Genomic DNA, 24315 nt, shown 5'->3' with positions numbered 1-24315 from the left:
GGCAAAAATGTTAACTAAAAAGCAATTCTTAGAAGTAATGGATATCATTGCTGAAATGTTTCCAGATGCACATGGAGAGCTTGTTGCTGATACTCCCTTTCAACTTTTAATTGCAACAATACTATCAGCTCAAGCAACAGACAAGGGAGTAAATAAGGCTACACCTGGCTTGTTTGCTAAATACCCAGATGCAAAATCCCTTGCAAATGCAGATGTAGAAGATGTTGAAAATTTAATAAGAACCATTGGTTTGTATCGTACTAAGGCAAAAAATATTGTTAAAACAGCTCAACAGTTAATTGAAAGATATGACGGAGAAATTCCACTAGATAAAAAAGAATTGCAGACCCTACCTGGTGTCGGAAGAAAAACAGCAAATGTTGTTTTGGGAGATGCCTTTGGTATACCAGGTATTGCAGTTGATACCCATGTGGAACGCATCTCTAAGCGCTGGCCAATTGTTAAGCAATCAGCGAGTGTGACAGAAGTAGAAGAGAAACTTATGAAGTGGTTGCCTGAAGATCAATGGGTTGACTCACATCATAGATTAATATTTTTTGGGCGTTATCATTGCACGGCGAGAAGCCCTAAATGTGATATTTGTCCAGTATATTCATATTGCGCATACGGAAAGAAAAATTTAAATGAACAACGATAAATTATCCAATAGACTTAAAATAGTAGGTGACTTTGTACCACAAAATTCTCGTTTACTTGACGTAGGAAGTGACCATGCATATTTACCAATTAATCTGCTAAAAAATGGAAAGATTTCTTATGCAATTGCTGGTGAAGTAGTTGATGGACCATACCAAAGTGCAGCTGCCAATGTAAAAAGTCAAGGTCTGTCAGACAAAATAGATGTGAGACTTGCAAATGGTCTTGAAGCTTTCACCGAAGAAGATAACATTGATACTATAACAATTGCTGGAATGGGTGGGAGCCTAATATCTCAAATTTTAGATGCTGGAAAAGAAAAACTACATAGTATTGATAATCTTGTACTCCAGCCTAATAATAGTGAAAGAAATTTACGTATTTGGTTACAGGAAAATGGTTTTTCAATTGTGGATGAAGTAATTCTTGAAGAAAATGGAAAAATTTATGAAGTTATTTTTTCAAAGCATGGGGAAAGTAATCTTAATGAAACCCAAATAGAATTTGGACCATTTTTAAATCAAGAAAAGTCACAGGTATTTAAGAAAAAATGGATGCGAGAACTTGAGAAACAAAATAAAATCTTGAAAAACTTAAGAGAAAACAGTCAAGATTCTCATAGAGTAAAAGAAATCGAAGCTAATATTCAATTTATAGAGGAGAATTTATAAATGAACGGTAATCAATTTTTTAAAGCATACGAAAGTTATTGTCCTAAAGAACTTTCTATGAAAGATGATGCAGTCGGTTTACAAGTAGGGACTTTAGATAAAGAATTCAAAAAAATATTAGTTACTTTGGACATAAGAGAAGATACAGTTGCTGAAGCAATTGAAAACAATGTAGATTGTATTTTGGCAAAACATGCTCTAATTTTTAGACCAGTGTCAACCTTAGTTGAAGAAGATACTCAACAAAAATTAATTCTTGATTTGATTCAAGCAGGAATTTCAGTCTATATTAGTCATACGAATATTGATATTGTAGATGGTGGTATAAATGATTATTTCTGTCAGCTTCTAGATATTAACGATACAGAGTTTTTATCACAAACATCTGACAATAATGGAATTGGTCGTATTGGAAATATTGAAAAGCAGACTTTAGGTGAATTCATTGATAAAACGAAAAAAGCATTTGATTTAGATGATATTCGTTTAGTTTCTTATGAAAAAGACTTGAATAGAGAAATCTCACGTGTTGCAATTTGTGGTGGAACGGGTGGTAGTTTCTTCAAAGATGCTCTTGATAAAAAAGCTGATTTATTTATTACTGGAGATGTTTACTACCATTCAGCTCATGATATGATAAGTTCAGGAGTGATTGTCTTAGACCCAGGTCATTATATAGAAAAAGATTTTATTCCATTAGTGGCAGGAAAATTAAGACAGTTAACTAGTGGGGTAGAGATTATAGAAAGTAAAGCTAATACCAATCCATTTATTACACTTTAAATTAGATAAATAATTCTAAGGTCTAACTATTAAAATTAGTAAATTTTTGATAGAATATGAAAATGAAATAGTAGATAAATTCACGAAAATATTGGTGGTGAAAAATGAAAATATTTGATGAATTTTATGAGAGTGCAAACTCAGAAAATGCACAAAAAATGTCAGCTTACATGAAAAACAATTTTCCTTTTTTAGGAATAAAAAGTCCTAAAAGGCGGGACATCTCAAAAGATTTTCTTAAGTCAATCAAAGGTCCTGATATAGATTGGGAATTTATCGAAAAAGCATGGAATAAGTCAGAGCGTGAATTTCAATACCTAGCACTAGATTACTTAAAGTCTAATAAAAAGTATTTGCAAGTCCAGGACATTCCAAAATTAAAAGAGTTAGCACTTCAAAAGTCATGGTGGGATTCAATTGATATTTTTGACAGGATAATCGGAGATATTGTACTCAGAAATCCAGAACAGGATAAATTGATGCTAGAGTGGAGTAAAGATAGTAACTTTTGGCTTCGACGATTAGCGATAGACCATCAATTAACTAGAAAAGAAAAAACTAAGCCAGATTTATTAGGTCAAATAATAAAAAACAACCTTAATCAGACTGAATTTTTCATTAATAAGGCAATAGGTTGGAGCCTGAGGGACTATAGTAAGACAAATCCTGAATGGGTTACCAATTTTATCAAAGAAAACCGAGCAGGGCTAAGCCCACTAAGTATAAGAGAAGGAAGTAAATACATATGAAATACGAAGAATTATTAAACCGTTTTGTTAAATACGTTAAAGTTAATACTCGTTCAGACGAAAATAGCACAACTACGCCTAGTACTCAAAGCCAGGTTGCTTTTGCGCATGAACTTGCTAAGGAAATGGAAGCAGTTGGATTACAAGATGTTCATTATCTTGAAAGCAATGGATATGTAATTGGTAGCCTTCCAGCCAATACTGATAAAGATGTTCGTAAAATCGGTTTTCTTGCTCACATGGATACTGCAGATTTCAATGCAGAAAATGTTAATCCTCAAATCGTAGAAAACTATGATGGTGGTGTGCTTAAGCTTGGTGATACTGAATTTACATTAGATCCAAAAGATTTCCCTAATTTGAATAACTATCACGGTCAAACTTTGATAACTACTGATGGTACTACTCTATTAGGTTCTGATGATAAGAGTGGTATTGCGGAAATAATGACAGCAATTGATTACCTAGTAAAACATCCTGAAATTAAACATGGTGAAATTCGTGTTGGATTTGGTCCAGATGAAGAAATTGGTATTGGAGCTGATAAATTTGATGTAGAAGATTTTGATGTTGATTTCGCTTATACTATGGATGGTGGTCCTTTAGGTGAACTTCAATATGAAACTTTTAATGCGGCATCTGCTAAACTTCATTTCCAAGGGAAAAATGTTCACCCTGGAACTGCTAAAGATCAAATGGTTAATGCTTTGCAACTTGCAATTGATTTCCATAATGCACTGCCAGAAAATGCTCGTCCAGAATTGACTGAGGGTAGAGATGGTTTCTATCACTTACTTGATTTATCAGGTGTGCCAGAAGAAGCTGATTCAGTATATATTATTCGTGATCATGATCGTAAAACTTTTGAAGATATGAAAGCTAAGATGGTTCAAATTGCTGATGAAATGAACAAGGCTTTTGAAACTCCACGTGTTACGGCTGAAATTAACGATCAATACTACAATATGGCTGAAGTTATTGAAAAAGATATGTCAATTATTGAACTTGCTGAAAAAGCAATGAAGAATCTAGATATTACACCAGTAATTGAAGCTGTTCGTGGTGGTACTGATGGAAGCAAAATCTCGTTTTTAGGAACTCCTACGCCAAATATTTTTGCTGGTGGTGAAAACATGCATGGTCGTTTTGAATTTGTAAGTTTACAAACAATGGAAAAAGCAGTTGATACTATCATTGAAATTGCAAAATTAAATGCTGAATAATCTATTATCAATAACTATTAATAATAAATTGTGGTATGATAATATTGAAAATGACAGACTGGGGGATTTTGTTTATTAATGATAAAGGTATTTGGAAAATTAAGATACCATTGGCAACCTGAGCTGAGTTTTTTCGTAATATATTGGAGTCTTGCATTTATTCCAATATTTATAAGTATGGCTCTCTTGCTTGAAAATACAAAAATTTCAAAATCATCACTTTCATTTTTCTTTGTATTCATTGTCCTATTTGGAATTGGTATTCATAGATATTTTGTGATAAGTGATGATAAGGATGAGTTGCTTGTATATTCAAGTATACCCGGCTTACCTAGAAAACATCCAATTAGTGGTATAAGTAGAATTGATATTTCAAAGCATACTTTAAAAATATTTTCAAAGAACTGGCCAAATGGAAAAATCTTTTATATGAAGAAATGGACAAAAAAATATTTTTTAGACGCCTTAGTATCTAATGAATATTTTATGGGTGAAGTTGAACTTATTGGTAATGTTAATGACTACTTTGACATCTATAAGGATGAAAAAGATAGAAAAAAAGGCCCTAAAGCCTTATAATCGCATGTGTAGGACAATCTTTGATTGATTGATTGACTTGATTTTCATAATTATTTGAAACATCAAGGTTATCTAAAGTTGTATCATAGAATTTTACGATTCCATCGTCATAATAATCAAATACATTTGGTGCATAACTATGGCAAAGTCCGCATGCAATGCATTTTTCGGGAATAATTTTAATTTTCATAAGAAAATAGTAATAGTAATAACAAAAAAAGTCAAATTAAAGGTAGAAGAGGTAAAAAAGTGGCAGAAAATCAAGAACCAAAAAAAAATAGTAATAATAATGAAAATAAACCAGCTAGCACAAAATTTCTTACAGCATTAGTCTTTGGATTGTTCATTGTATTAGGTATCATTATAGGTACTCTTTTATGGAGTAATCGACTTACTGACAATGCAAAAATTTCTGATTCCTTTTATAGCTCTGGAGATTCTTCAACTAAAAAAGTAAATAATAAAAAAGAGTCAGCAACAAAAGAAACAACAAAAAAAGAATCAGATAAGAAAAATGATGACTCTTCTAGTAAGAAAAAAAAGGAAGTAGAAGATAAGTCGAAAAAAGAAGCTGAAGATAAGGCGAAAAAAGAAGCTGAGGACAAAGCAAAAAAAGAAGCTGAAGATAAGGCGAAAAAAGAAGCCGAAGATAAAGCAAAAGAAGACCAACAACAAGATACTAATCAAGAAAATACGGCTGATTCTACTGCAGTTGAGGCTGGTGAAGGTGTAAACCAAATTTCTGCGAGAACAGGTATCCCTGCAAGTCAAATTGCTGCTGCTAATGGTATGACTGTCGATACTTGGTTTGCATACCCAGGTCAAGTTGTAAAACTTAAGTAAGGAGATAACTTAATGACTGACATTAGAATTGCGATTGATGGTCCTGCTTCAAGTGGAAAGAGTACAGTAGCAAAGATAATTGCACAAGATATGGGCTTAATTTATTTAGATACAGGTGCCATGTATCGTGCAGTAACTTATTTAGCACTAAATAATAGTCTAGAGCAAGAAGAAGATATCATTGAACTTGTACAAGAAAATCCAATATCTTTTGGGATTGACTCAGATGGAAAACAACTTGTTTACCTCGGTGAAGTTGATGTGTCAGGAGCTATTCGCCAGAAGGATGTTACTTCTAATGTTTCACGCATATCAGCGATGCCTAAAATACGTGAATATTTAGTGGATGCTCAAAGGTTTATAGCAAGTCATGGCGGAATCGTAATGGATGGTCGTGATATAGGTACAGTTGTTCTTCCTGATGCTGAATTAAAGATTTTCCTAGTTGCAAGCGTTGATGAGCGTGCTGAGCGACGTCATAAACAAAATCAGGAAATGAACATTGAATCAAATCTTGAAATATTAAAAGTTGAGATTGCTGAGCGTGATCATAAAGATAGCACAAGAAAAACATCTCCACTTGTTCAAGCAGAAGATGCTATATATCTTGACACCACTGGTATGTCAATTGATGAAGTTGTAAACTTCATTGAAGATAAAGCAAATGAATTAATTAAATAAAGTTGACGAAGCCTTTAAAATTAACTAGATTTTAAAGGCTTTATCTATAAAGTAAAGTATAGTTTAGGGGTTGATATGCTTAGAGATGATATTTCATTTGAATTGGATAGTTCAATAATAAGCTGGCGTACAGCTGCTTTAATTAATGACGGTAAAAGGATACTTTTACAGAGAAAAATTAACGATGCTTCTTTAGCGCCAATAGGTGGCAGAGTTAAAGTTGGAGAAACATTTGAAAAGGCCTTACGAAGAGAAATTAAGGAAGAAATCAATCTTAATTTAAAGATAGATAGACTACTATTTGTTATTGAAAATTTTGCAGTGATTGATTCTAAAAGATATCAAGAAATATCCTTTATTTATAATATAATCATTGATAATAAGGAATTTAAATATTATCAAGATATGTTTGTTATTGATGGTATAGAATTTGTATGGGTTAAAATTTCTGATCTATATTCTAACAAGATTAGTTTAAAACCTGAAATACTTAATACACTAACTAATTTATTTCCTAATGATATTGTACATCTAATAAATAATGATTCTTGAAAATAAAAAAAGTTGGATTTCCAACTTTTTTTGTTTATAGAAGTAAATCTTCTAATGTTTTTGCCACACCATCCTCATCATTTGTCCATTTTGTTTGATTTTTAGCATGTTCTAACAGTATTGGATTGGCATTCTTCATAGCGTAACTTTCAGGAGCAAATTTAAGCATTTCTACATCATTTTGTTCATCACCAAAAGCAAGTAAATCATTTTTATCTATATTCATAACATCAAGTAAATGTTGTAACCCACTTGCTTTACTAACATTTTTAGGAACGATTTCTAAAATTTGGTTTGGACCACCCCATGCAGCAACACTAACTTGATCTTTATAATATTCATTGATATTTTTGGCAATTGTATGTTTATTTGGTGATGTTGTTTGAAGAAGAAGTGCATTTGGATTTGCAGTTAATTTAGTTTCTTCAAGTTTGTTATATGGTTTGAATTCTTTTACACCAAACAGTTGAGGGGAAACTGCATTGAAATTATTGATAAAGAATTTTCGACGATATTCTGCTGCCAGAAAATCCAGTTTAAAGCTGTTTTGATTTTTTAATAAATCTCTAACAATGTCTTTATCAACTTGCTTTTCATCTTTAAAATCCCAATTTTTATCACTTGGTTTTGTTACCATAGCACCATTGAAGTTAATCATAGGAGATGCTAAACCAAGTTCTTTATAAATATCAATCGACATTCTATATGGTCTACCTGTTGTTATGACAATTGAATGCCCATCATCTTGCAATTTTTTAAAAGTTTCTTTTGTATAGTTGCTGATTGTATTGTCTGACCTTAACGTTGTACCATCAAGATCAATCGCAATTAGTTTTTTATTCATTCTTTATACCCATCTATATTTGTTAATATGTTGCTATTGTATCATATTTAAGTTTTACTTGGAATATTTTAGCAAAACGCGAACATTAAACAAAATAATATATACTAATTTTAAGAAATTGCTTGAACTTTTTAAAATTTAACGTAAAATAATGAATGTAGATTATAAAATGTTATTTTTTAAGGAGAGTCATGTTAGAAAAATTTTTCAAACTAAAAGAAAATGGTACCACTGTTGGTACTGAAGTAATGGCAGGATTGACTACATTCTTTGCCATGTCTTATATCTTATTTGTTAACCCAAGTATTTTGGGACAAACAGGAATGCCTACTCAGGCAGTATTTTTAGCAACAATTATTGCTAGTGTTATTGGAACACTTATTATGGGACTTTATGCTAATGTACCTTATGCTCAAGCACCAGGTATGGGACTAAATGCCTTCTTTACATTTACGGTTGTATTTGCCCTTGGATACACATGGCAACAAGCATTGGCTATGGTATTTATTTGTGGAATTATTAATATTATTATTACAGTTACTCGTATTCGTAAAGCAATCATGAAAGCTATTCCCCTAAGCTTACAACATGCTATTGGTGGTGGTATTGGTATTTTCATTGCCTATGTTGGTATAAAAAATGCAGGACTCCTACAATTTCTAAGCGATCCAGGAGCATATGTCGTTTTAGATGACAAAGCTCCAGTTGGACAATCAAGTATTATTGCCAACAGTAGTGCAGTACCTGAACTTGTAAAATTTAATAACCCTGGAGTATTACTTGCTCTTGTAGGTATTGTAATTACAATGTTTTTTGTTCTTAAAAACATTCGTGGAGGAATCTTACTTTCAATTCTATTAACAACTCTGATTGCTCTTGCTACTGGGATTGTAAAAGTTGACTTTTCAACTTTATTACAAGAAAACAATATTGCTGTAGCATTTAAAGAGCTAGGTACAACTTTTGGCGCAGCATTTGGTAAAGAGGGAATGGGTTCACTTTTTGCGGATAGTTCAAAAATTCCACAGGTTTGTATGACAATTCTAGCATTTAGCCTTTCAGATACATTTGATACCTTAGGTACTTTCATTGGTACTGGACGCAAAACTGGAATTTTCTCAGAAGAAGATGAAAAAGCACTTGAAGAAGGTGATGGAGTATCTTCTAAGATGGATAGAGCACTTATTGCTGATGCAGTTGCAACTTCAATCGGTGCAGTATTTGGTACATCAAACACAACAACTTATGTTGAATCAGCAGCAGGTATTGGTGCTGGTGGACGCACAGGACTTACATCAGTAGTTGTAGCAGCTATGTTCATGATTTCTAGTTTATTCTCGCCTGTTCTTGCCTTAGTGCCAACTCAAGCAACAGCGCCTGTACTTATCATTGTTGGTATGATGATGCTTTCAAGTTTTGCTGATATTGAATGGTCTAATCTTGATGAGGCAATTCCAGCTTTCTTTACAAGTGTGTTTATGGGATTTGCCTATAGTATCTCTTATGGTATTGCGGCAGGATTCATCATGTTTACCCTTGTTAAAATCATCCGTGGTAAATTCTCAGAAATTCATATTGTAATCTGGATTGTCGATATTCTATTTATTGCAAACTTTGCAATCCTTGCAATGCTTTAATTTTAGATTGAAAATGAATAAATAGAAAAACTCCGTTGATTCGGAGTTTTTTTACATCTTTTTATGTTTTGAGTAATAAAAAAACAAAATAGATATAAATCTAATTTTGTTTCAACTGATGATATCGATCGTACCAAATTTTGATGTATTCCTCAGAGAAGGGACCACGCTCATTTTTTATCCAATCGACTAAAATCTTAACATTTTCTTTAAGAATGTAATCAATTTGGGGTGAATAATTCATTTGTTCCTTATGACGCTCATATTCTTCAGCATCAAGTAAGCGTTTTTCACCATCAGGAAATACTTTTACATCCAAATCATAATCAATATATTTCAAGGCCTCGTCGTCAATAGTATATGGACTGGCAAGGTTGCAATAGTAAGATACACCATTATCTCGAATCATGGCTATGATGTTGAACCAGTATTTTTTGTGAAAGTAAACAATAGCAGGTTCACGAGTAACCCATCTACGCTCATCTGATTCTGTAACAAGAGTATGATCGTTAACTCCAATTATAGAATTCTCATTTGTTTTTAGCACCATCGTATCACGCCAGGTACGATGCAAGCTTCCGTCATGTTTATAGCTTTGAATCGTAATAAAGTCGCCCTCACGTAGAGCTTTCATAGTTAATACCAACTTTCTAAAATTCAAAGATCTCGCTTTACATTATAGCATAAAGTAACAGAATTGTCTGTATTTTGTTGTGAAAAATACTTGTTTGAAGCAAGTATTTATAATAAAATGAGGTAATCACAAACAGTCAGGCAAAATCATGGATATTAAGAGTCAAATTATAAAATTAGCAGAAGAATTGAATATACAAAAAATCGGCTTTACTAAAGCTGATGATTTCGAGTATATGAGAAAAAGTTTAGTAGATCAAAAAGAGAAGGGACATAATTCTGGCTTTGAACATAAAAATATAGATGAGAGACTTGATCCCAAGCTTACTTTACCATCTGCTAAAACAATAATTTCAGTTGCCTTAGCATATCCCAATAAACTTCAAGGAAGACCAGATAAAACAGAATTTCGCAGAGGTTCTTTTGCACGTGCAAGTTGGGGTATTGATTATCATCATATCATGCAGAAAAAACTAGATGCACTTATTGAAGGAATAAATGAAATAATTAATGGTCTTGATTATGAAGCTTTTGTTGATACAGGACCACTTATTGACGTAGTAGTTGCTGCGCGTGCTGGACTTGGTTTTATTGGGAAAAATGGTCTTTTAGTTACTAAGGAATTTGGTTCATATGTATATCTGGGTGAAATAATTACAAGCCTTGAAATTGAAGCAGATAAACCTGTTGAATACGGGTGTGGCGATTGTAATAGATGTATCGATTTTTGTCCAACTGATGCACTTATTGGTGATGGCAAAATGAATGCAAAAAAATGCTTATCATTTCAAACTCAAAATAAAGGAATTCTTCAGGAAGAATACCGTCAAAAAATGAAAACTATTATATATGGTTGTGATATTTGTCAGATGGTGTGTCCTTATAATAAAGGAATAGATAGTCATTTTCATCCCGAGATGGAAGGAGATCCAGAGTTAGTTCAACCTGAGCTCATCCCTTTTTTGGATCTTACTAATCGACAGTTTAAGGAAAAATACGGACATCTTGCAGGTAGTTGGAGAGGGCGAAATGTCCTTCAACGCAATGCTATTTATGCACTAGCAAATGCAAATGATAAATCAGCCATACCCAAATTATTGGAAATAGTTGATAGTACTCAAAATCAAGTTCTTTTGGGTTCAGCTTTTTGGGCACTAGGACGTTTGGTAAAAGAACCTAATCAAGATATGATTAATTTAGTTGAAGACAGAGATACGGATGATGAGCAGGCTAAGCAAGAGCGTGAAAACCTTCTTTATTTGTGGTATAGTAGATAAGGAAATCTAAGGAGTAGTAATTAACAATGGAATTATTTGAAATAAAAAAGCAATTAGATGAGAATCGTGAAAAAATTGCAAGCTTCCAGAAAAATCTAGATTTAGAAAGACTGGAAGAAGAGATTGCTATGTTAGAAAATGACATGGCTGCCCCAGGTTTTTGGGATGACAATATAGCAGCTCAAAAGGTTATCAATGAAAGTAACGAGTTGAAGGCAAAATATGACACCTTTATGGATTTACAAAATTCATTTGATGAACTTGAAGTAATGTACGAAATGGTTATCGAAGAACCAGATGCTTCAATGCAAGAAGAACTAGAAGAGGGACTTAAATCATTAAATACTAAGATGCAGTCTTATGAACTAGAGATGCTACTTAACCAACCATATGATCACATGAACGCAATTTTAGAGATTCACCCAGGTGCTGGTGGTACAGAGTCACAAGACTGGGGAAGTATGCTGATGCGTATGTATGAACGATGGGGAAACGCACATAACTTTAAGGTTGAGATTGTTGATTATCAAGATGGAGATGAAGCAGGAATTAAAAGTGTAACCATAAAATTCATCGGTCACAATGCTTATGGATTCTTGAGAAGTGAAATGGGTGTACATAGATTAGTTCGTATCTCACCATTTGACTCAGCTAAACGACGTCATACATCATTTTGTTCAGTTGAAGTCCTACCAGAACTTGATGATTCAATCGAGGTTGAAATTGATTCTGATGATTTGAAAATCGATACCTATCGAGCTAGTGGTGCAGGTGGACAACATATTAATAAAACAGAATCTGCTGTTCGTATTACGCACATTCCAACAGGTACCGTTGTAGCAAGTCAAACTCAGAGAAGTCAGTTGAAAAACCGTGAAGAAGCCATGGGTATGCTTAAATCAAAACTTTATACTTTAGAAATGCAGAAAAAGCAAGCTGAAGTTGACGAACTTAAAGGTGATCAAAAGGAGATTGGATGGGGAAGCCAAATCAGATCATATGTTTTCCATCCATATAATATGGTTAAGGATCACCGAACTAACTATGAAACCGGAGCTATTCAATCAGTAATGGACGGAGATATTGACGGTTTTATAGATGCATACCTTAAATGGAGTATGTAATATATTCTACATTATCTAAGCGTAAGATTATTTTCATATATTTGTAATGAAAAGTAATAGAAATTCATAATCTTTACTTATATAAATGGTATAATAATATAGAATTGAAAGGAGTATCTGTTTACTCAGAAAACATCTATGACAAATATTATTGAATTAAATAATGTAACAAAAAAATACAGTAACGGAACTACGGCTTTAAGGAATATTTCTGTAAGTATTGAACCTGGGGAATTTGCATATATTGTAGGACCTTCTGGTGCCGGTAAATCAACTTTTATCAAAATTCTTTATAGGGAAATTTCAGTTGATAAAGGAACAGCTAATGTTGCTGGATTCAATTTAACAAAAATTAAAAATAAAGAAGTACCTTACTTACGACGCTCAATTGGAGTAGTATTCCAGGACTACAAACTTTTGCCTAAGAAAAACGTTTATGAAAATGTTGCATATGCTATGCAAGTTGTAGGACGTCCACCACGTGAAATTAAAAAACGTGTAATGGAAGTTTTAGATTTGGTAGGATTGAAACACAAGGTCAGAGCGTTCCCTAATGAATTATCGGGTGGTGAGCAACAACGTGTTGCAATTGCAAGATCAATTGCTAATGCACCTAAGGTCTTAATAGCTGATGAACCAACAGGAAATCTAGATCCAGAAAACTCTTGGGGAATAATGGAACTTTTAGAACGTATTAACTTACAGGGAACAACTGTTCTTATGGCAACACATAACAGCCAAATCGTTAATACTCTGCGACATCGTGTAATTGCCATTGAAAATGGACGGATTGTACGAGATCAAGTGGAAGGAGAGTATGGATACGATGATTAGAAATTTCTTTAGACATATTCTAGACTCATTTAAAAATTTACGACGTAATGGCTGGATGACTATTGCTGCAATTAGTTCAGTTACAATTACTTTAGCCTTGTTAGGTGTCTTTTTATCGGTAATACTCAATACTGCAAAACTTGCAACAGATATTGAGAACAATGTTCGTATCATGACTTATATTAAACTTGATCAACATGATAATGACAAACAATATACTGATCCAAAGGATAAAACTAAGATAATTGACAATAAGAATTACCACGTAATTTATGATCAAATTGAGAATTTAGATCATGTTACAAATGTAACTTTTTCAAGTAAAGATGACCAACTTAAAAAGCTTATTGACAGTTTAGGGGATACTTGGGAATTGTTTAAGGGTGATGCAAACCCACTTTATGACGTCTATATTGTTGAGGCCGATAAACCTGAAAATGTTAAGCCACTAGCTAAAAAACTCTCTGAAATTGATGGAGTTCAAAAAGCAGAGTATGGTGGTAAAAATACTGATAGAATCTTTAAAGTTGCTAATACGATTAAAACTTGGGGATTAGCTGGTTCAGCTCTATTAATATTTGTAGCTGTATTCTTGATCTCTAACACTATAAGAATTACTATTATGTCACGAAGTCGTGAAATTCAAATTATGAGTTTGGTTGGTGCAAAAAAAGGTTATATCCGTTGGCCATTCTTTCTTGAAGGAGCATGGGTTGGACTTATAGGATCAATTATCCCAGTATTATTGGTTAATTATCTATATAATGTAGCTTATAAGAGCTTTACACCTTCTCTAATTACACAAGGTTTAAGTATAATTAAACCAACTGAATTTTTACCAGTAATTTCAATTTTAATTGTTGCTATTGGTATGGTGATTGGATCACTAGGTTCAGTAATTTCTATGAGAAGATATCTAAAAATTTAATAATAAAAACAAGTCTCAATTATTATGAGACTTGTTTTTTTCTAAGTCAGTTTTATTTATTACTGATATTTTTGAATCATTAATTTCAACTACATAGTCATAATAATTAAGACTTTCTTCAGAATAGTTGTGAGATACACTAATAACGGTTCCTTTAAAATTCTTTAGCAATTCTACTTCAACAAACTTTTGATTCTCTTTATCAAGGGCTGAAGTAACTTCGTCAAGAAGAAGTAGCTGAGGTTGCTCGAGAAGAGTTCGACTTATACTCATTCTTTGTACCTCACCACCTGAGGGGCTAACATTATTTGGAAATTCAGCTTGAAGTTTTTCATTGCTTGAAAATTTATTAAGTTTAAATTTCTCAAGAGTATTTTTCACATTTCCAAGTGGTTTATCACTGAAGAGTGTAAGATTATTTATAATACTATCTCGAATTAACAGAGATTTTTGTGGAATCAGACGTATTCCATTTTTAATGTCTTTATTTACCAGTACTTTACCAGAAAAATCAGCAATATCTCCACTTATAAGATGAAGTAATGTTGATTTTCCTTGACCACTAGGACCTATTAATAAGTATTTTTTATCTTTTTCAAAAGTAAAATTAACATTATTTAGAATTTTAGTGTCATTATATCCGAAACTTAAGTTTTCGATAATAATGGCATTTTGTTTATCATTCAAGTCCTCATAATTATTTGTTTTTTCATCAAAACTACATAGTTTCTTAAAGTCATTTCTAATTGTCTTTGTTGCCATAAGAGTCTTAGTCTGACTAGAAATCAAATTGATTGGATAGATAAGATTATCAGAAATTTGCAAGATACCAGTTACAGCACCAACGCTAGTAGTTCCTGTTGCAATACGATAGGCCCCAATAATTAAGCTTGCAATAAAAGAAATATAAAAAGCTATACCAGTAATAAGATTTGAAGTAACATCCGCCTTTTCATGTTTTTCTTTGCTCTCGTTCATACTTTCTGTTGCCAAATTTAGACGATTTAAGAATTTATCCTCTTTCTTAAAACCTTTCATCAATTGAAAACCATCGAGAAAGTCACTTAATTTATTGTTAAAGTTGGTGATTTGAAACATATTTTCACTCTTAAGCTTAGCAAGGTGTTTTTGAAAAATGAAAGGTATTAGCATTGGGATTATACTTGATATTACAACCACCACCATTAATAATTTATCTAATGTAAAGAGGACAGATATATTTGCAATCAATGCTATAAATCCTTGGTAGCTTTTGAGAATAGATTGGAAATAGTCCTCCTCTAATACTTCAATATCATTGTTATAATATGATAAGTAGTCAACTGTCCCTTTCTTTTGAAAAGAGTACCAGTCTTTTTTGCTAATGGAAATTGTTAAGTGGTTTACCATATCTGCTTTAAATTTATTGCTATATTTAACAGAGAAGTATTGACTAAATGACTCAAATATTAGCAAAATAGCAATAGTAGCTAAAAGAACAATACTCCATATGATAAGTGTATTTATATCCTTAGCAAGGGCATAGTTCAAGATATTAGCTGTTTCTAATGGAACTAATGCAGCCGCGATAGCAACAACAGTGATAGAAAGAATGGATAACCAAAAATATCCACTTCTAAAAACTTTCTTAAGAGAAAACATTATAATCTCATTTCTTTTTCATATTTTAATTAGTATAACAAAATAATATATTTACGGCAATAAATATTCAGATAATTGCGATATTTTTAATGGGATTCAGATGTTCCTGAATTATCGTGTAATTTTCAACAATTCATCTTGAATTTTAATAATTCAAAAAATTTTATGATATACTTATATTTAGTTAAAAATAAAGGAGAATGTTCATGAAATACGCAATTAACTGGGACCTAGATTCAATTTTTCCTGGAGGAAGTAATTCGCAAGAATTGCAAAATAGAATGGTGGAACTTGATAATCAAATTAAAGAATATCAGGACAAAGTTACAGATTGGAATCCAGAATCAGATTCAATTGATAAATTTGTTGAAATTTTAGATTTACAAGAAGTTATTTCCAAAGGATTTGGTCAGTGTGGTAGCTTTATTGGAGCTCTTTTATCTAGTGATATCAATGATGATAAAGCAAAACTTGTATATGGAGACTTTAGTAAAAAATATCCAGCAGTTCAGCTTGCTCAAACAATTTTTTCTAAGAAATTAAGCGAGATAGATGATGAAAAATGGACTGAGTTAATGTCTACTACAGAACTTGTAAATCTATCATTTAGACTTTCTGAAATTCGTCGTGATGGTAAAGAATTACTATCAGAAGCTGAAGAAAATATTATTAGTACACTTAATTTAGATGGTTTAAATGCATGGAGTAGCCACTATGATACAATTGTTGCAAGTATCGAAATTCCGTATATTAATGAAGAAGGTAAAGAAGTTTCACTTTCTGCAGGTCAAGCATTCAATAAAATGATGGGTGATGCTGATGCGAGCGTGAGAGCAGACTTATTTGAAAAATGGGAAAAAGCATGGTCAGACAAGGTTGATATATTTGCTGACACATTGAACCATCTAGATGGATTCCGTTTATCAACTCAAAAACTCCACGGTGTTGATGATTACCTAAAACAACCATTAGAATATAATCGTCTAAAAGAAGAAACAGTTGATGCTATGTGGTCAACTATTCAAGCTAATAAGCAACCAATCGTTGATTATTTAACTCGTAAGGCTCAACTTTTTGGCAAAGATAAGATGGAGTGGCAAGACCAAGATGCACCTATCGTTTTAGGTGATATGGAAGAAAGAACTTATACATTTGACCAAGCTGCAGAATTTATCATAGAAAACTTTGAAAAATTCTCTCCAAAAATGTCGAAATTTGCTCAAGAAGCATTTGATAAATCTTGGATTGAAGCAGAAGACAGACCTGGTAAACGTCCTGGTGGATATTGTACAGGACTTCCAGAAACGCAAGAGTCTCGTATTTTCATGACATATAGTAATTCTGTTAATGAAGTAGCAACTCTTGCTCATGAGTTGGGACATGCATTCCATAGTAGCGTTATGTGGAATATGCCAAGTCTTAACCAAGACTATGCAATGAATGTAGCTGAAACTGCTAGTACATTTGCAGAACTAATTGTAGCAGATGCTACACTTAAGAGCGCGAAGACTAAGGAAGAGAAAATTAATCTTCTTGATGTAAAAATGCAAAATGCAATTGCTATGTTCATGAATATTCATGCTCGTTACATCTTTGAAAATGCTTTTTATCAAGCTCGCCAAAAGGGGCTTGTTTCAGCAGATGAAATTACATCAATGATGGTTGAAGCACAAAAAGAAGCATATCTTGACGGACTAGCAACATACCATCCACATTTCTGGGCTGCAAAATTACATTTCTTTATTGATGATGTACCATTCTATAACTTCCCATATACTTTTGGATACCTATTTAGTATGGGAATCTATGCTTACGCAAATAAAAAAGGTTCGAATTTTGAAGATGAGTACATTTCACTTCTTCGTGATACAGCTTCAATGACATCAGAAGAACTAGCAGAAAAACATTTGCAAGTTGATTTGACTAAACCGGATTTCTGGCAAGCAGGAATTGACATGGTTCTTGCTGATATCAATGAGTTCATGGAATTAACAGAAGAATATGTTAAATAATAATTAATAAAAATACTTGAAAGAGAAGTTGGAAAAGAAATATCATCCAACATTCTATCTTCAAATGATAAGCACATAAACATAGAGAATTTTTATCAATCGTTGAAATACCCTTGAAAATTATTTTCTATGTTTTTTTAATAGAATATTTAAGGAGAAAATGGAGTGTTTGATTATTTAAAATCAATTGGTAAAAGATTTGGAGACTTTTTCCGCAATAAGAAGGAAAGTATTTCAACAAATTTGAAGGCTCTTCCTGCAAATTTAAAGGAACTGTGGTCTAAGGCAAAAGAATTAGGCTTTATCGGAGTATTAAAATTAACTTTTGCTGATATATTCCTAGGAAGAAGTTTACTTGGATGGATTTACTTAATTGCATTATGTTCAATTCAAATTATTGCTTATATCCTAAATCCTGACTCAATGATTGGGATGATTGCAGGTTTAACGGGTATAATTTGTGTAATATTTGTAAATGAAAAACGTGCGAGTAACTATATTTTTGGACTAATTAATTCTTTAATTTACTTGCATATGAGCTTACAATCGGGTTTCTACGGGGAAGTTGCAACAACAACATTCTTTACCATCATGCAGCCTATCGGTCTTTACATGTGGCTAGTTGCTGCTCTTCAACCTCGACAAGACGAAGAAGACATATTAACTAACAAACTCACTCTTTCAGGATGGATTGAAAACATCGTACTTACTGCAATTGTATGGCTTGGTATGGGATACGCCTACAAGTCTATTGGTGCTAACCGCCCCTTCCGTGACAGTGTAACCGACGGAACAAACGTTACAGGACAAGTTTTGATGAGTGGTGGTTATGCAGAACAATGGATTTTCTGGGGACTAACAAATATCTTCTCAATCTATCTATGGTGGGGACAATCATTTGAAATCGTCATCATGTACTGGGTATACTTACTCAACAGTATAGTTGGATGGGTAAATTGGACAATGGACGCAAAAGGACTTCACGGCAAACCAGTCAATGAAGTCGTTAAAGGGCTATTTAGTTGATTCTCAAAGTTCTAAAGAGTAGAATATCTATAGCTAGAAAAAAAGAGGTATTCAGATGGCTATATATGACTTAAAAGTAAAAGATATTAAAAATGAAGATGTTTCATTAGCTGATTATAAGGGAAAAGTTCTTTTGATTGTAAATACAGCTACCGGATGTGGTTTTACTCCACAATATCAGGGGCTAGAAGACCTTTATAAAAAGTATTCTGACAAAGGGTTAGAAATTTTAGATTTTCCATGTAACCAGTTTGGTCATCAAGCACCTGGAAGTAATGAAGAAATTCAAGAATTCTGTCAGTTAAAATATGATACTAGTTTTAAAACTTTCGCAAAAATTGATGTAAATGGGGAAAATGAAGATTCACTTTATACATATTTAAAAAATGAAAAAAGTGGACTAGCCGGTAAAAAAATCAAATGGAATTTCACAAAATTCTTAGTTGATTCAGAAGGTAATGTAGTAAAACGCTACGCACCAACAACAGAACCAAAAGACATTGAAAAAGATATCGTAAAATTACTTGAGAAGTAGGAAGAAATTCCTGCTTTTTCTATGTATACATAGAAATTCTTATCATAAGGTATAGAAAATCCTATAAATTATGTTATAATTATTATTCGTAATAGAAGTGGCTCCTTAGTTAAATGGATATAACAAGTTCCTCCTAAGAATTAGTTGATGGTTCGATTCCGTCAGGGGCCATTAGGTGCCAAACCTATATAGAAGACCTTCGGGTCTTTTTCCATTTATCGTCACTTAAAAATAGTCTAATACATCGTTGCGATTTATACTAATAAGCTTGCTTATATAAGTACAATCGACATCGGAGCAAGGCGTAGTGACTCATCTCGATGAACTCTAGTTCTATCATCTTTCGTCGCCATTAGAACTAATTGCTTTAGCAATTTAAGTTCTATGGACATCGTAGCGAAGCGAAGTGCCTTGTCTTGCGACTTACACTATAAGCTCGCTTATTTAAGTGTAATCGACAGCGTAGTAAAACGAAGGTATTTCTATTTTTAATCAACTATATAAAAAAACCTCTCAATTATTAGTTGAGAGGTTCTTTTTTGTATTTTTTCTTACAAAATTTATGAAATAAAATAATCCTATTTGTAGAAAAGTCATTATTAGAATGAACTGAATTTTATTTTGTGACCAGGTAAAGAATATTAACTTAATGGTGTTAACTGGTTCTGCAAAAATATAAACACTATGCAAACGGTCGAAGCGACCTACATAAATTGCAAGAGATGAAAGAAATTGAACAATAATTTGAAATGTAATAACTTGCCATCCTTTGAATTTATATAGCAATTGTCTACTAATAGTATTTATAGAATCCATTCCAACTATTGTGAAACCAATGATTCCAAGACCCATAAGTGAGTAATCCCACCAATAGTTCATATTCTTACTAATTTCAATCGAATAGCCATCGTAAATAGGAAGATGTACTAGATGAATAAAATCAGTTAAGAGATAAGGAGCGTTTGGATAAAATAGGAGCCAAAAAGCTGCAAGTAGCCAGAATTTCCAACCATTATTAATGTTTAAATGGAAACTTATTTCAATTGGAATATAAGCTAGAAAAACATTTAGAATCATAAAGTAAAATGGTCCACCATAATAGTGCATGTAGAGGCAGTAAACTAAGGTTACAATCCTAAAAGTCCATTTTTCTTTATTATTCATAATTACTTCTTACCCACGAATTGTTGGGCTTTTAGGATCTTTTCTTGAGGGTCATTGGCTAGTTTTTTCAAATTTTTCTTTTCAATAGGAGAAGAGATGATTGATAGAACAGTACCATCTTTGCCCATACGACCAGTACGACCAGCTCTGTGAAGATAGCTTTCTTCAGTTACTGGAACATCAAAATTAATAACATAATCTAGATTTTCAATATCGATTCCACGTGCGAGTAAATCAGTAGCAAGTAGCAGGGTGATTTCTCCATTTTTGAACTTATCTAATAAAACTTTTCTAAAACGTCCACCAATATCACTTGCAAGAGATTGCGCATCAATACCTTGATATTGTAATTTTTGTTCCGCATTACCTAAGTCATCAAGTTTGTTAAAGAAGACGAGACCACGCATGTTAGGCAGGTGAGCTAGCTGACGTAAAAAATCAACTTTTTTACGTTTTTCAACTTCAACAAAGATATGTTCAACATTTGAATCAGTTTCAGTAACATTAATTTCTACAAGATTAGATAATTTATTTTCAGCAATTTGTTGGATTTTTTCTAACTGACTATCAGCAGTAGCTGAGTAAAAGGCAAATTGATAATCTTTAGGTGTTCGATTAATGATAGGCTTAACAAAATTAAACTGACCGTCTTCAACAAGTTGGTCAACTTCATCAAGAACAATTGTGTTAATGGCAGTCATCTTGATTTTCTTATCTTTTACAAGTTCTAAAGCACGACCAGGAGTTGCAATAACGATTTCTGGAGCTTTTTTTAAACGTTCAATTTGTCGTTTAAGACTAGCACCTGCAATAACAAGACTAGCTTTTAAACCAAGTGGTTCAGCCCAAGTCTTTGTAACATCATGAATTTGTCCAGCAAGTTCACTGTTTGGAGCAAGAATTAAAAGTTGTTGCCCACCTCCTTTTTTTACGTTAAGTAAAAGAGGTAGAAGATAGGCAAGAGTTTTCCCAGTTCCCGTAGGACTTGTTGCAATAACATTCATTCCATCTTTTAAAGGTTCAAAACTTTCTTCCTGAACCGCAGTGAACTCATTAAAACCAAGTTCTTCAAGTTGTTTTTGCCATGCTTCTGGCAGTGTATTATTATCAATCATTTTTATCAGCCTCAAATTTAATTCCAGCATTTTTCCTCATCTCATAGCTAGTGTTAGCCACGATTTGAGCAAGATGCAAAAGTTCTTCATATTCTTTAGTGTTTTTCTCACTTGTTGGGTCCAACAAGATTTCAGCAAAATCCCAAGCTTCCTCAGCCATCGGATTTTCAAGTGCAGAGACGTCTAACTCAGTAACTTGACCATCGAAAGTTTCAAATACAGCTGAAGAAACAGCATTAATCCCATCTAATGTCAAAGTTCCATCAGTTGTGTAGATTTCAGATGGAAGGTTACTTGTAAGATTTTTCCCAGTCTTTAGAGCCAAATTAAAATTATCATATTCTAGACAACCAATACCATTTATATCAACTCCACTATCAAGAATAATTCCTTGATATAAAGCTAGATTTGACTGACCAAATAAGTAGGCTGCTGCATAAAGAGCATAAACACCTAAATCAGCAAGTGCTCCGCCAGAAAACTTGGTAGAAAAAGTATTTGGAACATCTCCTGCAAGCAAAGCCGTCATTTTAGAAGAGTACTTAGCATAAGTAAAGTCGGCACCAGTAATTGTTTTATCATCTAAGAAATTCTTGATTATAGTAAATGATTTTTCATGAATATTTCTGGCAGCTTCAAAAATTAAAACATTATTTTCTTCTGCAGTTTTAATGATTTCAGCTAATTCAGTCGGATTTGAAAATGCTGGTTTTTCTACAATGACATTTTTCTTGTTTTTAAGAGCAAGCTGAGCATGAGAGAAGTGAAGCGAATTTGGACTTGCTATATAGACAACATCAAAATCATCTTCGAAAAAATTATCCAGATTATCAAATAATTTTACATTGTCAAAATCTCTTGTAAAGTCTTCAGCGCTTGACAGTCTACGTGAATAGACAGAAGTGAGTTCATATTTTTCTGTAGATAGGGCTGCATCAATGAAAGCACGAGAAATCCAGCCTGTACCTATTATTGCGAGTTTTAGCATACATAATACCTCCATGTTAATAAAACTATACTAATTATAACATACCTAAAAATTAATATTGAAAAATTGAATTTTCATGTTATTATATAGATAATGAAAACGGTTGCATTGAAATAAGGAGAATAAATGAAAAAACAATTTTATATTACTATGGCTGCTTTAGCTTTATTGGGTTTATCAGCCTGTAGCTCGGGAAGTAGTGGAAAATCTATAAAATCTACTAATGATTTATATGGGAACTATTATGAAATATTTACTGGAAGTTTTTATGATAGTGATGGGGATGGTAAAGGTGATTTAAAAGGAATTACTGAAAAGCTTGATTACCTTAATACTGGTAAAAAAGATTCTACCGATGATTTAAAGGTTGATGGAGTATGGCTGACTCCTATCATGAAGTCACCAAGCTATCATAAATATGATGTAATTGATTACTATCAAATTGATCCATCATTTGGGAATATGGAAGATTTTGAAAATCTAGTCAAAGAAGCAAAAGATCATAATATCAGAGTAATAATAGATTTGGTTTTGAATCATACATCAAGTGAAAATGAATGGTTTAAAGCTGCTAAAAGAGCTGTACTAGGAACTGGATCAAAGGAAGATGAAAAATACAAGGATTTCTATAATTTTTCGAGAGAACAGAAGGAAGGATATGCTTCCTTAGGAGAAGGTTGGTACTATGAGGCACGATTTTGGGAAGGAATGCCTGATTTAAATCTAAAAAATGAAGATGTCCGTTCTGAGATTAAAAAAATCACTGACTTTTGGCTAAAAAAAGGGATAGCAGGATTTAGACTGGATGCTGTTGGCGAGTATTACACTGGTGAAACTGAAAAAGATAATGAGTTCACCAAATGGTTTATGGAGACAGTGCAAAAGCAAAAGAAAGATGTCTATGTAGTTGGTGAAGTTTGGAATGATGCCTATAATATTGAAAGTCACTATGAAAGTGGAATTGATAGTCTCTTTAATTTCCCATTTGCTCAGGCAAAAAAATATGGAATTATTGCAGAAACTGTCCAGTTAGGGAATGGTCAAAAATTTGCTGATAAACTTGTAACTTGGGACATGGCAATCAAGGAAAAAAATAAAAATGCTATTGATGCTCCGTTTTTAAGTAATCATGATGGAGATCGTTCTGCTCATACCTTTAATAGTCTTGAACAAAAGAAGATGGCAGCTAACACTTATCTTTTGATGCCTGGAAATCCATTCATATATTATGGTGAAGAAATTGGTATGACGGGTAGCGGTGCTGATGAAAATAAACGTCAACCTATGGTATTTAATAATGATGGTAAGGGGCAACCAAAACCATTTGAAAATTCAACAATGAAGGCTGAAACTGATGGAGGTTCAGTGGAAGTACAAGAAAAAAATCCAGACTCAGTTCTAAGTTGGTATAAAAAAGTTCTTCGTGCTAAGTCAAATTATCCAGAAATAGCGCGTGGGGAAATCACAAACCTTGAATCAGATGAAAAAAACATTGCAATCTTATCTTATGAATACGAAGATGAAAAAGTTGCTGTTATTCATAACTTTAGTGATAAGGAAGATTTAACAATAGATCTACCAAAAGAACTTTCAAAATATAAGATAAAAGAAACTTTATCTGCCTTTAAGGGAGAAGCTAAACTTGAAAATGGTAAGCTTACAATTCCCAAGTACACTAGTTTGATTCTTAAATAGCAAAAAAATCTCTCAAATTATTTGGGAGATTTTTATTATTATTATAGTTGATTAAAATAGAAATAAGACAAGGCGACGAATTGATGATAGAACTAGCGTTCATCGAGATGAGTCAACGATGTAT

Annotated in this window: 25 protein-coding genes and 1 tRNA gene; 19 read left to right on the top strand and 7 right to left on the bottom strand. The window is 32.7% G+C overall.

The annotated features are described in order from the left end of the window. Positions 1–7 precede the first annotated feature (7 nt). The 6 genes from nth to BG261_RS01245 all read left to right on the top strand — a co-directional run bounded on the left by nth (position 8) and on the right by BG261_RS01245 (position 4662). Positions 8–658 (top strand): endonuclease III, encoded by a 651-nt coding sequence (gene nth / locus BG261_RS01270; protein ID WP_070791435.1) that lies wholly within the window; start codon positions 8–10, stop codon positions 656–658. After that, positions 645–1328: a tRNA (adenine(22)-N(1))-methyltransferase gene (locus BG261_RS01265; RefSeq protein ID WP_070791373.1), complete on the top strand. Its 684-nt coding sequence runs from the start codon at positions 645–647 to the stop codon at positions 1326–1328. Before nth ends, BG261_RS01265 begins: the two co-directional genes overlap by 14 nt. Continuing rightward, positions 1329–2111, top strand: coding sequence for a Nif3-like dinuclear metal center hexameric protein (locus BG261_RS01260; protein ID WP_070791372.1), 783 nt, complete (start codon positions 1329–1331; stop codon positions 2109–2111). Positions 2112–2215: 104 nt separating this feature from the next. Continuing rightward, positions 2216–2860 (top strand): DNA alkylation repair protein, encoded by a 645-nt coding sequence (locus tag BG261_RS01255; protein WP_070791371.1) that lies wholly within the window; start codon positions 2216–2218, stop codon positions 2858–2860. Then, positions 2857–4083: a peptidase T gene (gene pepT / locus BG261_RS01250; protein ID WP_070791370.1), complete on the top strand. Its 1227-nt coding sequence runs from the start codon at positions 2857–2859 to the stop codon at positions 4081–4083. Before BG261_RS01255 ends, pepT begins: the two co-directional genes overlap by 4 nt. 78 nt (positions 4084–4161) lie before the next feature. Further along, positions 4162–4662: an EbsA family protein gene (locus BG261_RS01245; RefSeq protein WP_070791369.1), complete on the top strand. Its 501-nt coding sequence runs from the start codon at positions 4162–4164 to the stop codon at positions 4660–4662. On the opposite strand, the gene BG261_RS11080 is transcribed toward BG261_RS01245, so the two are convergent. Continuing rightward, complete coding sequence (locus tag BG261_RS11080) at positions 4649–4852, bottom strand: ferredoxin (protein ID WP_075201829.1); 204 nt, start codon at positions 4850–4852, stop codon at positions 4649–4651. The genes BG261_RS01245 and BG261_RS11080 overlap by 14 nt on opposite strands. 59 nt (positions 4853–4911) lie before the next feature. Here BG261_RS11080 and BG261_RS11395 point away from each other — a divergent pair, with 59 nt between their 5' ends. The 3 genes from BG261_RS11395 (at position 4912) to BG261_RS01230 (ending at position 6738) form a co-directional block, all read left to right on the top strand. After that, positions 4912–5505 (top strand): LysM peptidoglycan-binding domain-containing protein, encoded by a 594-nt coding sequence (locus BG261_RS11395; protein ID WP_070791368.1) that lies wholly within the window; start codon positions 4912–4914, stop codon positions 5503–5505. Between the two features lie 12 nt (positions 5506–5517). Further along, positions 5518–6186 (top strand): (d)CMP kinase, encoded by a 669-nt coding sequence (gene cmk / locus BG261_RS01235; RefSeq protein ID WP_070791367.1) that lies wholly within the window; start codon positions 5518–5520, stop codon positions 6184–6186. A gap of 75 nt (positions 6187–6261) precedes the next feature. Beyond that, positions 6262–6738: an NUDIX hydrolase gene (locus BG261_RS01230; protein ID WP_070791366.1), complete on the top strand. Its 477-nt coding sequence runs from the start codon at positions 6262–6264 to the stop codon at positions 6736–6738. 34 nt (positions 6739–6772) lie between these two features. Here the strand turns inward: BG261_RS01230 and BG261_RS01225 are convergent, their stop codons facing one another. Continuing rightward, positions 6773–7582 carry a Cof-type HAD-IIB family hydrolase gene (locus tag BG261_RS01225; protein WP_070791365.1) on the bottom strand — a complete coding sequence of 270 codons (810 nt, stop codon included), beginning with the start codon at positions 7580–7582 and terminating at the stop codon, positions 6773–6775. Positions 7583–7773: 191 nt separating this feature from the next. Between BG261_RS01225 and BG261_RS01220 the strand changes: the two genes are divergently transcribed. Continuing rightward, on the top strand, positions 7774–9219 hold the full coding sequence (locus tag BG261_RS01220; protein ID WP_070791364.1) for an NCS2 family permease: 1446 nt from the start codon (positions 7774–7776) through the stop codon (positions 9217–9219). Positions 9220–9319: 100 nt separating this feature from the next. On the opposite strand, the gene ntdP is transcribed toward BG261_RS01220, so the two are convergent. After that, on the bottom strand, positions 9320–9853 hold the full coding sequence (gene ntdP, locus BG261_RS01215; RefSeq protein ID WP_070787805.1) for a nucleoside tri-diphosphate phosphatase: 534 nt from the start codon (positions 9851–9853) through the stop codon (positions 9320–9322). A 148-nt stretch (positions 9854–10001) separates the two neighbouring features. On the opposite strand from ntdP, the gene queG reads away from it, so the two are divergent. From queG to ftsX, 4 genes are all read left to right on the top strand, one after another. Further along, entirely contained in the window at positions 10002–11129 is a 1128-nt protein-coding gene (queG, locus tag BG261_RS01210; protein ID WP_070791363.1) for a tRNA epoxyqueuosine(34) reductase QueG, read from the top strand. Positions 11130–11155: 26 nt separating this feature from the next. Next, a complete protein-coding gene (gene prfB / locus BG261_RS01205; protein WP_070791362.1) occupies positions 11156–12253 on the top strand; it encodes a peptide chain release factor 2 in 1098 nt (365 codons plus the stop codon). A gap of 138 nt (positions 12254–12391) precedes the next feature. Next, on the top strand, positions 12392–13087 hold the full coding sequence (gene ftsE / locus BG261_RS01200) for a cell division ATP-binding protein FtsE (protein WP_070791361.1): 696 nt from the start codon (positions 12392–12394) through the stop codon (positions 13085–13087). After that, positions 13080–14015, top strand: coding sequence for a permease-like cell division protein FtsX (ftsX, locus tag BG261_RS01195; protein ID WP_070791360.1), 936 nt, complete (start codon positions 13080–13082; stop codon positions 14013–14015). The genes ftsE and ftsX overlap by 8 nt, the downstream gene beginning before the upstream one ends. A 15-nt stretch (positions 14016–14030) precedes the next feature. Here ftsX and BG261_RS01190 read toward each other — a convergent pair whose 3' ends face one another. Then, positions 14031–15656, bottom strand: coding sequence for an ATP-binding cassette domain-containing protein (locus tag BG261_RS01190; protein ID WP_070791359.1), 1626 nt, complete (start codon positions 15654–15656; stop codon positions 14031–14033). A 206-nt stretch (positions 15657–15862) separates the two neighbouring features. Between BG261_RS01190 and BG261_RS01185 the strand changes: the two genes are divergently transcribed. From BG261_RS01185 to BG261_RS01170, 4 genes are all read left to right on the top strand, one after another. Next, complete coding sequence (locus tag BG261_RS01185; RefSeq protein WP_070791358.1) at positions 15863–17668, top strand: M3 family oligoendopeptidase; 1806 nt, start codon at positions 15863–15865, stop codon at positions 17666–17668. A 165-nt stretch (positions 17669–17833) separates the two neighbouring features. Beyond that, positions 17834–18694 (top strand): nicotinamide riboside transporter PnuC, encoded by an 861-nt coding sequence (gene pnuC, locus BG261_RS01180; RefSeq protein WP_233278882.1) that lies wholly within the window; start codon positions 17834–17836, stop codon positions 18692–18694. A 55-nt stretch (positions 18695–18749) separates the two neighbouring features. After that, positions 18750–19229, top strand: coding sequence for a glutathione peroxidase (locus tag BG261_RS01175; protein WP_070791357.1), 480 nt, complete (start codon positions 18750–18752; stop codon positions 19227–19229). A 99-nt stretch (positions 19230–19328) separates the two neighbouring features. Then, positions 19329–19400, top strand: a tRNA-Arg gene (locus tag BG261_RS01170). 342 nt (positions 19401–19742) lie between these two features. On the opposite strand, the gene BG261_RS01165 is transcribed toward BG261_RS01170, so the two are convergent. From BG261_RS01165 to BG261_RS01155, 3 genes are read right to left on the bottom strand one after another with little or no spacing between them, the layout of a single operon-like run. Continuing rightward, entirely contained in the window at positions 19743–20393 is a 651-nt protein-coding gene (locus BG261_RS01165; protein ID WP_233278881.1) for a DUF1361 domain-containing protein, read from the bottom strand. 2 nt (positions 20394–20395) lie between these two features. Beyond that, positions 20396–21508, bottom strand: coding sequence for a DEAD/DEAH box helicase (locus BG261_RS01160; RefSeq protein WP_324609667.1), 1113 nt, complete (start codon positions 21506–21508; stop codon positions 20396–20398). Next, positions 21501–22496: a Gfo/Idh/MocA family protein gene (locus BG261_RS01155; protein ID WP_070791355.1), complete on the bottom strand. Its 996-nt coding sequence runs from the start codon at positions 22494–22496 to the stop codon at positions 21501–21503. Before BG261_RS01155 ends, BG261_RS01160 begins: the two co-directional genes overlap by 8 nt. Positions 22497–22622: 126 nt before the next feature. On the opposite strand from BG261_RS01155, the gene BG261_RS01150 reads away from it, so the two are divergent. Then, positions 22623–24191: an alpha-amylase family glycosyl hydrolase gene (locus tag BG261_RS01150; protein WP_070791354.1), complete on the top strand. Its 1569-nt coding sequence runs from the start codon at positions 22623–22625 to the stop codon at positions 24189–24191. Positions 24192–24315 lie beyond the last annotated feature (124 nt).

Origin of the sequence: Floricoccus tropicus (assembly GCF_001832905.1) — a bacterium.
Classification (GTDB): domain Bacteria; phylum Bacillota; class Bacilli; order Lactobacillales; family Streptococcaceae; genus Floricoccus; species Floricoccus tropicus.
The sequence above is the reverse complement of the archived record's forward strand: the minus strand, read 5'-3'. Positions and strand labels throughout refer to the sequence as shown.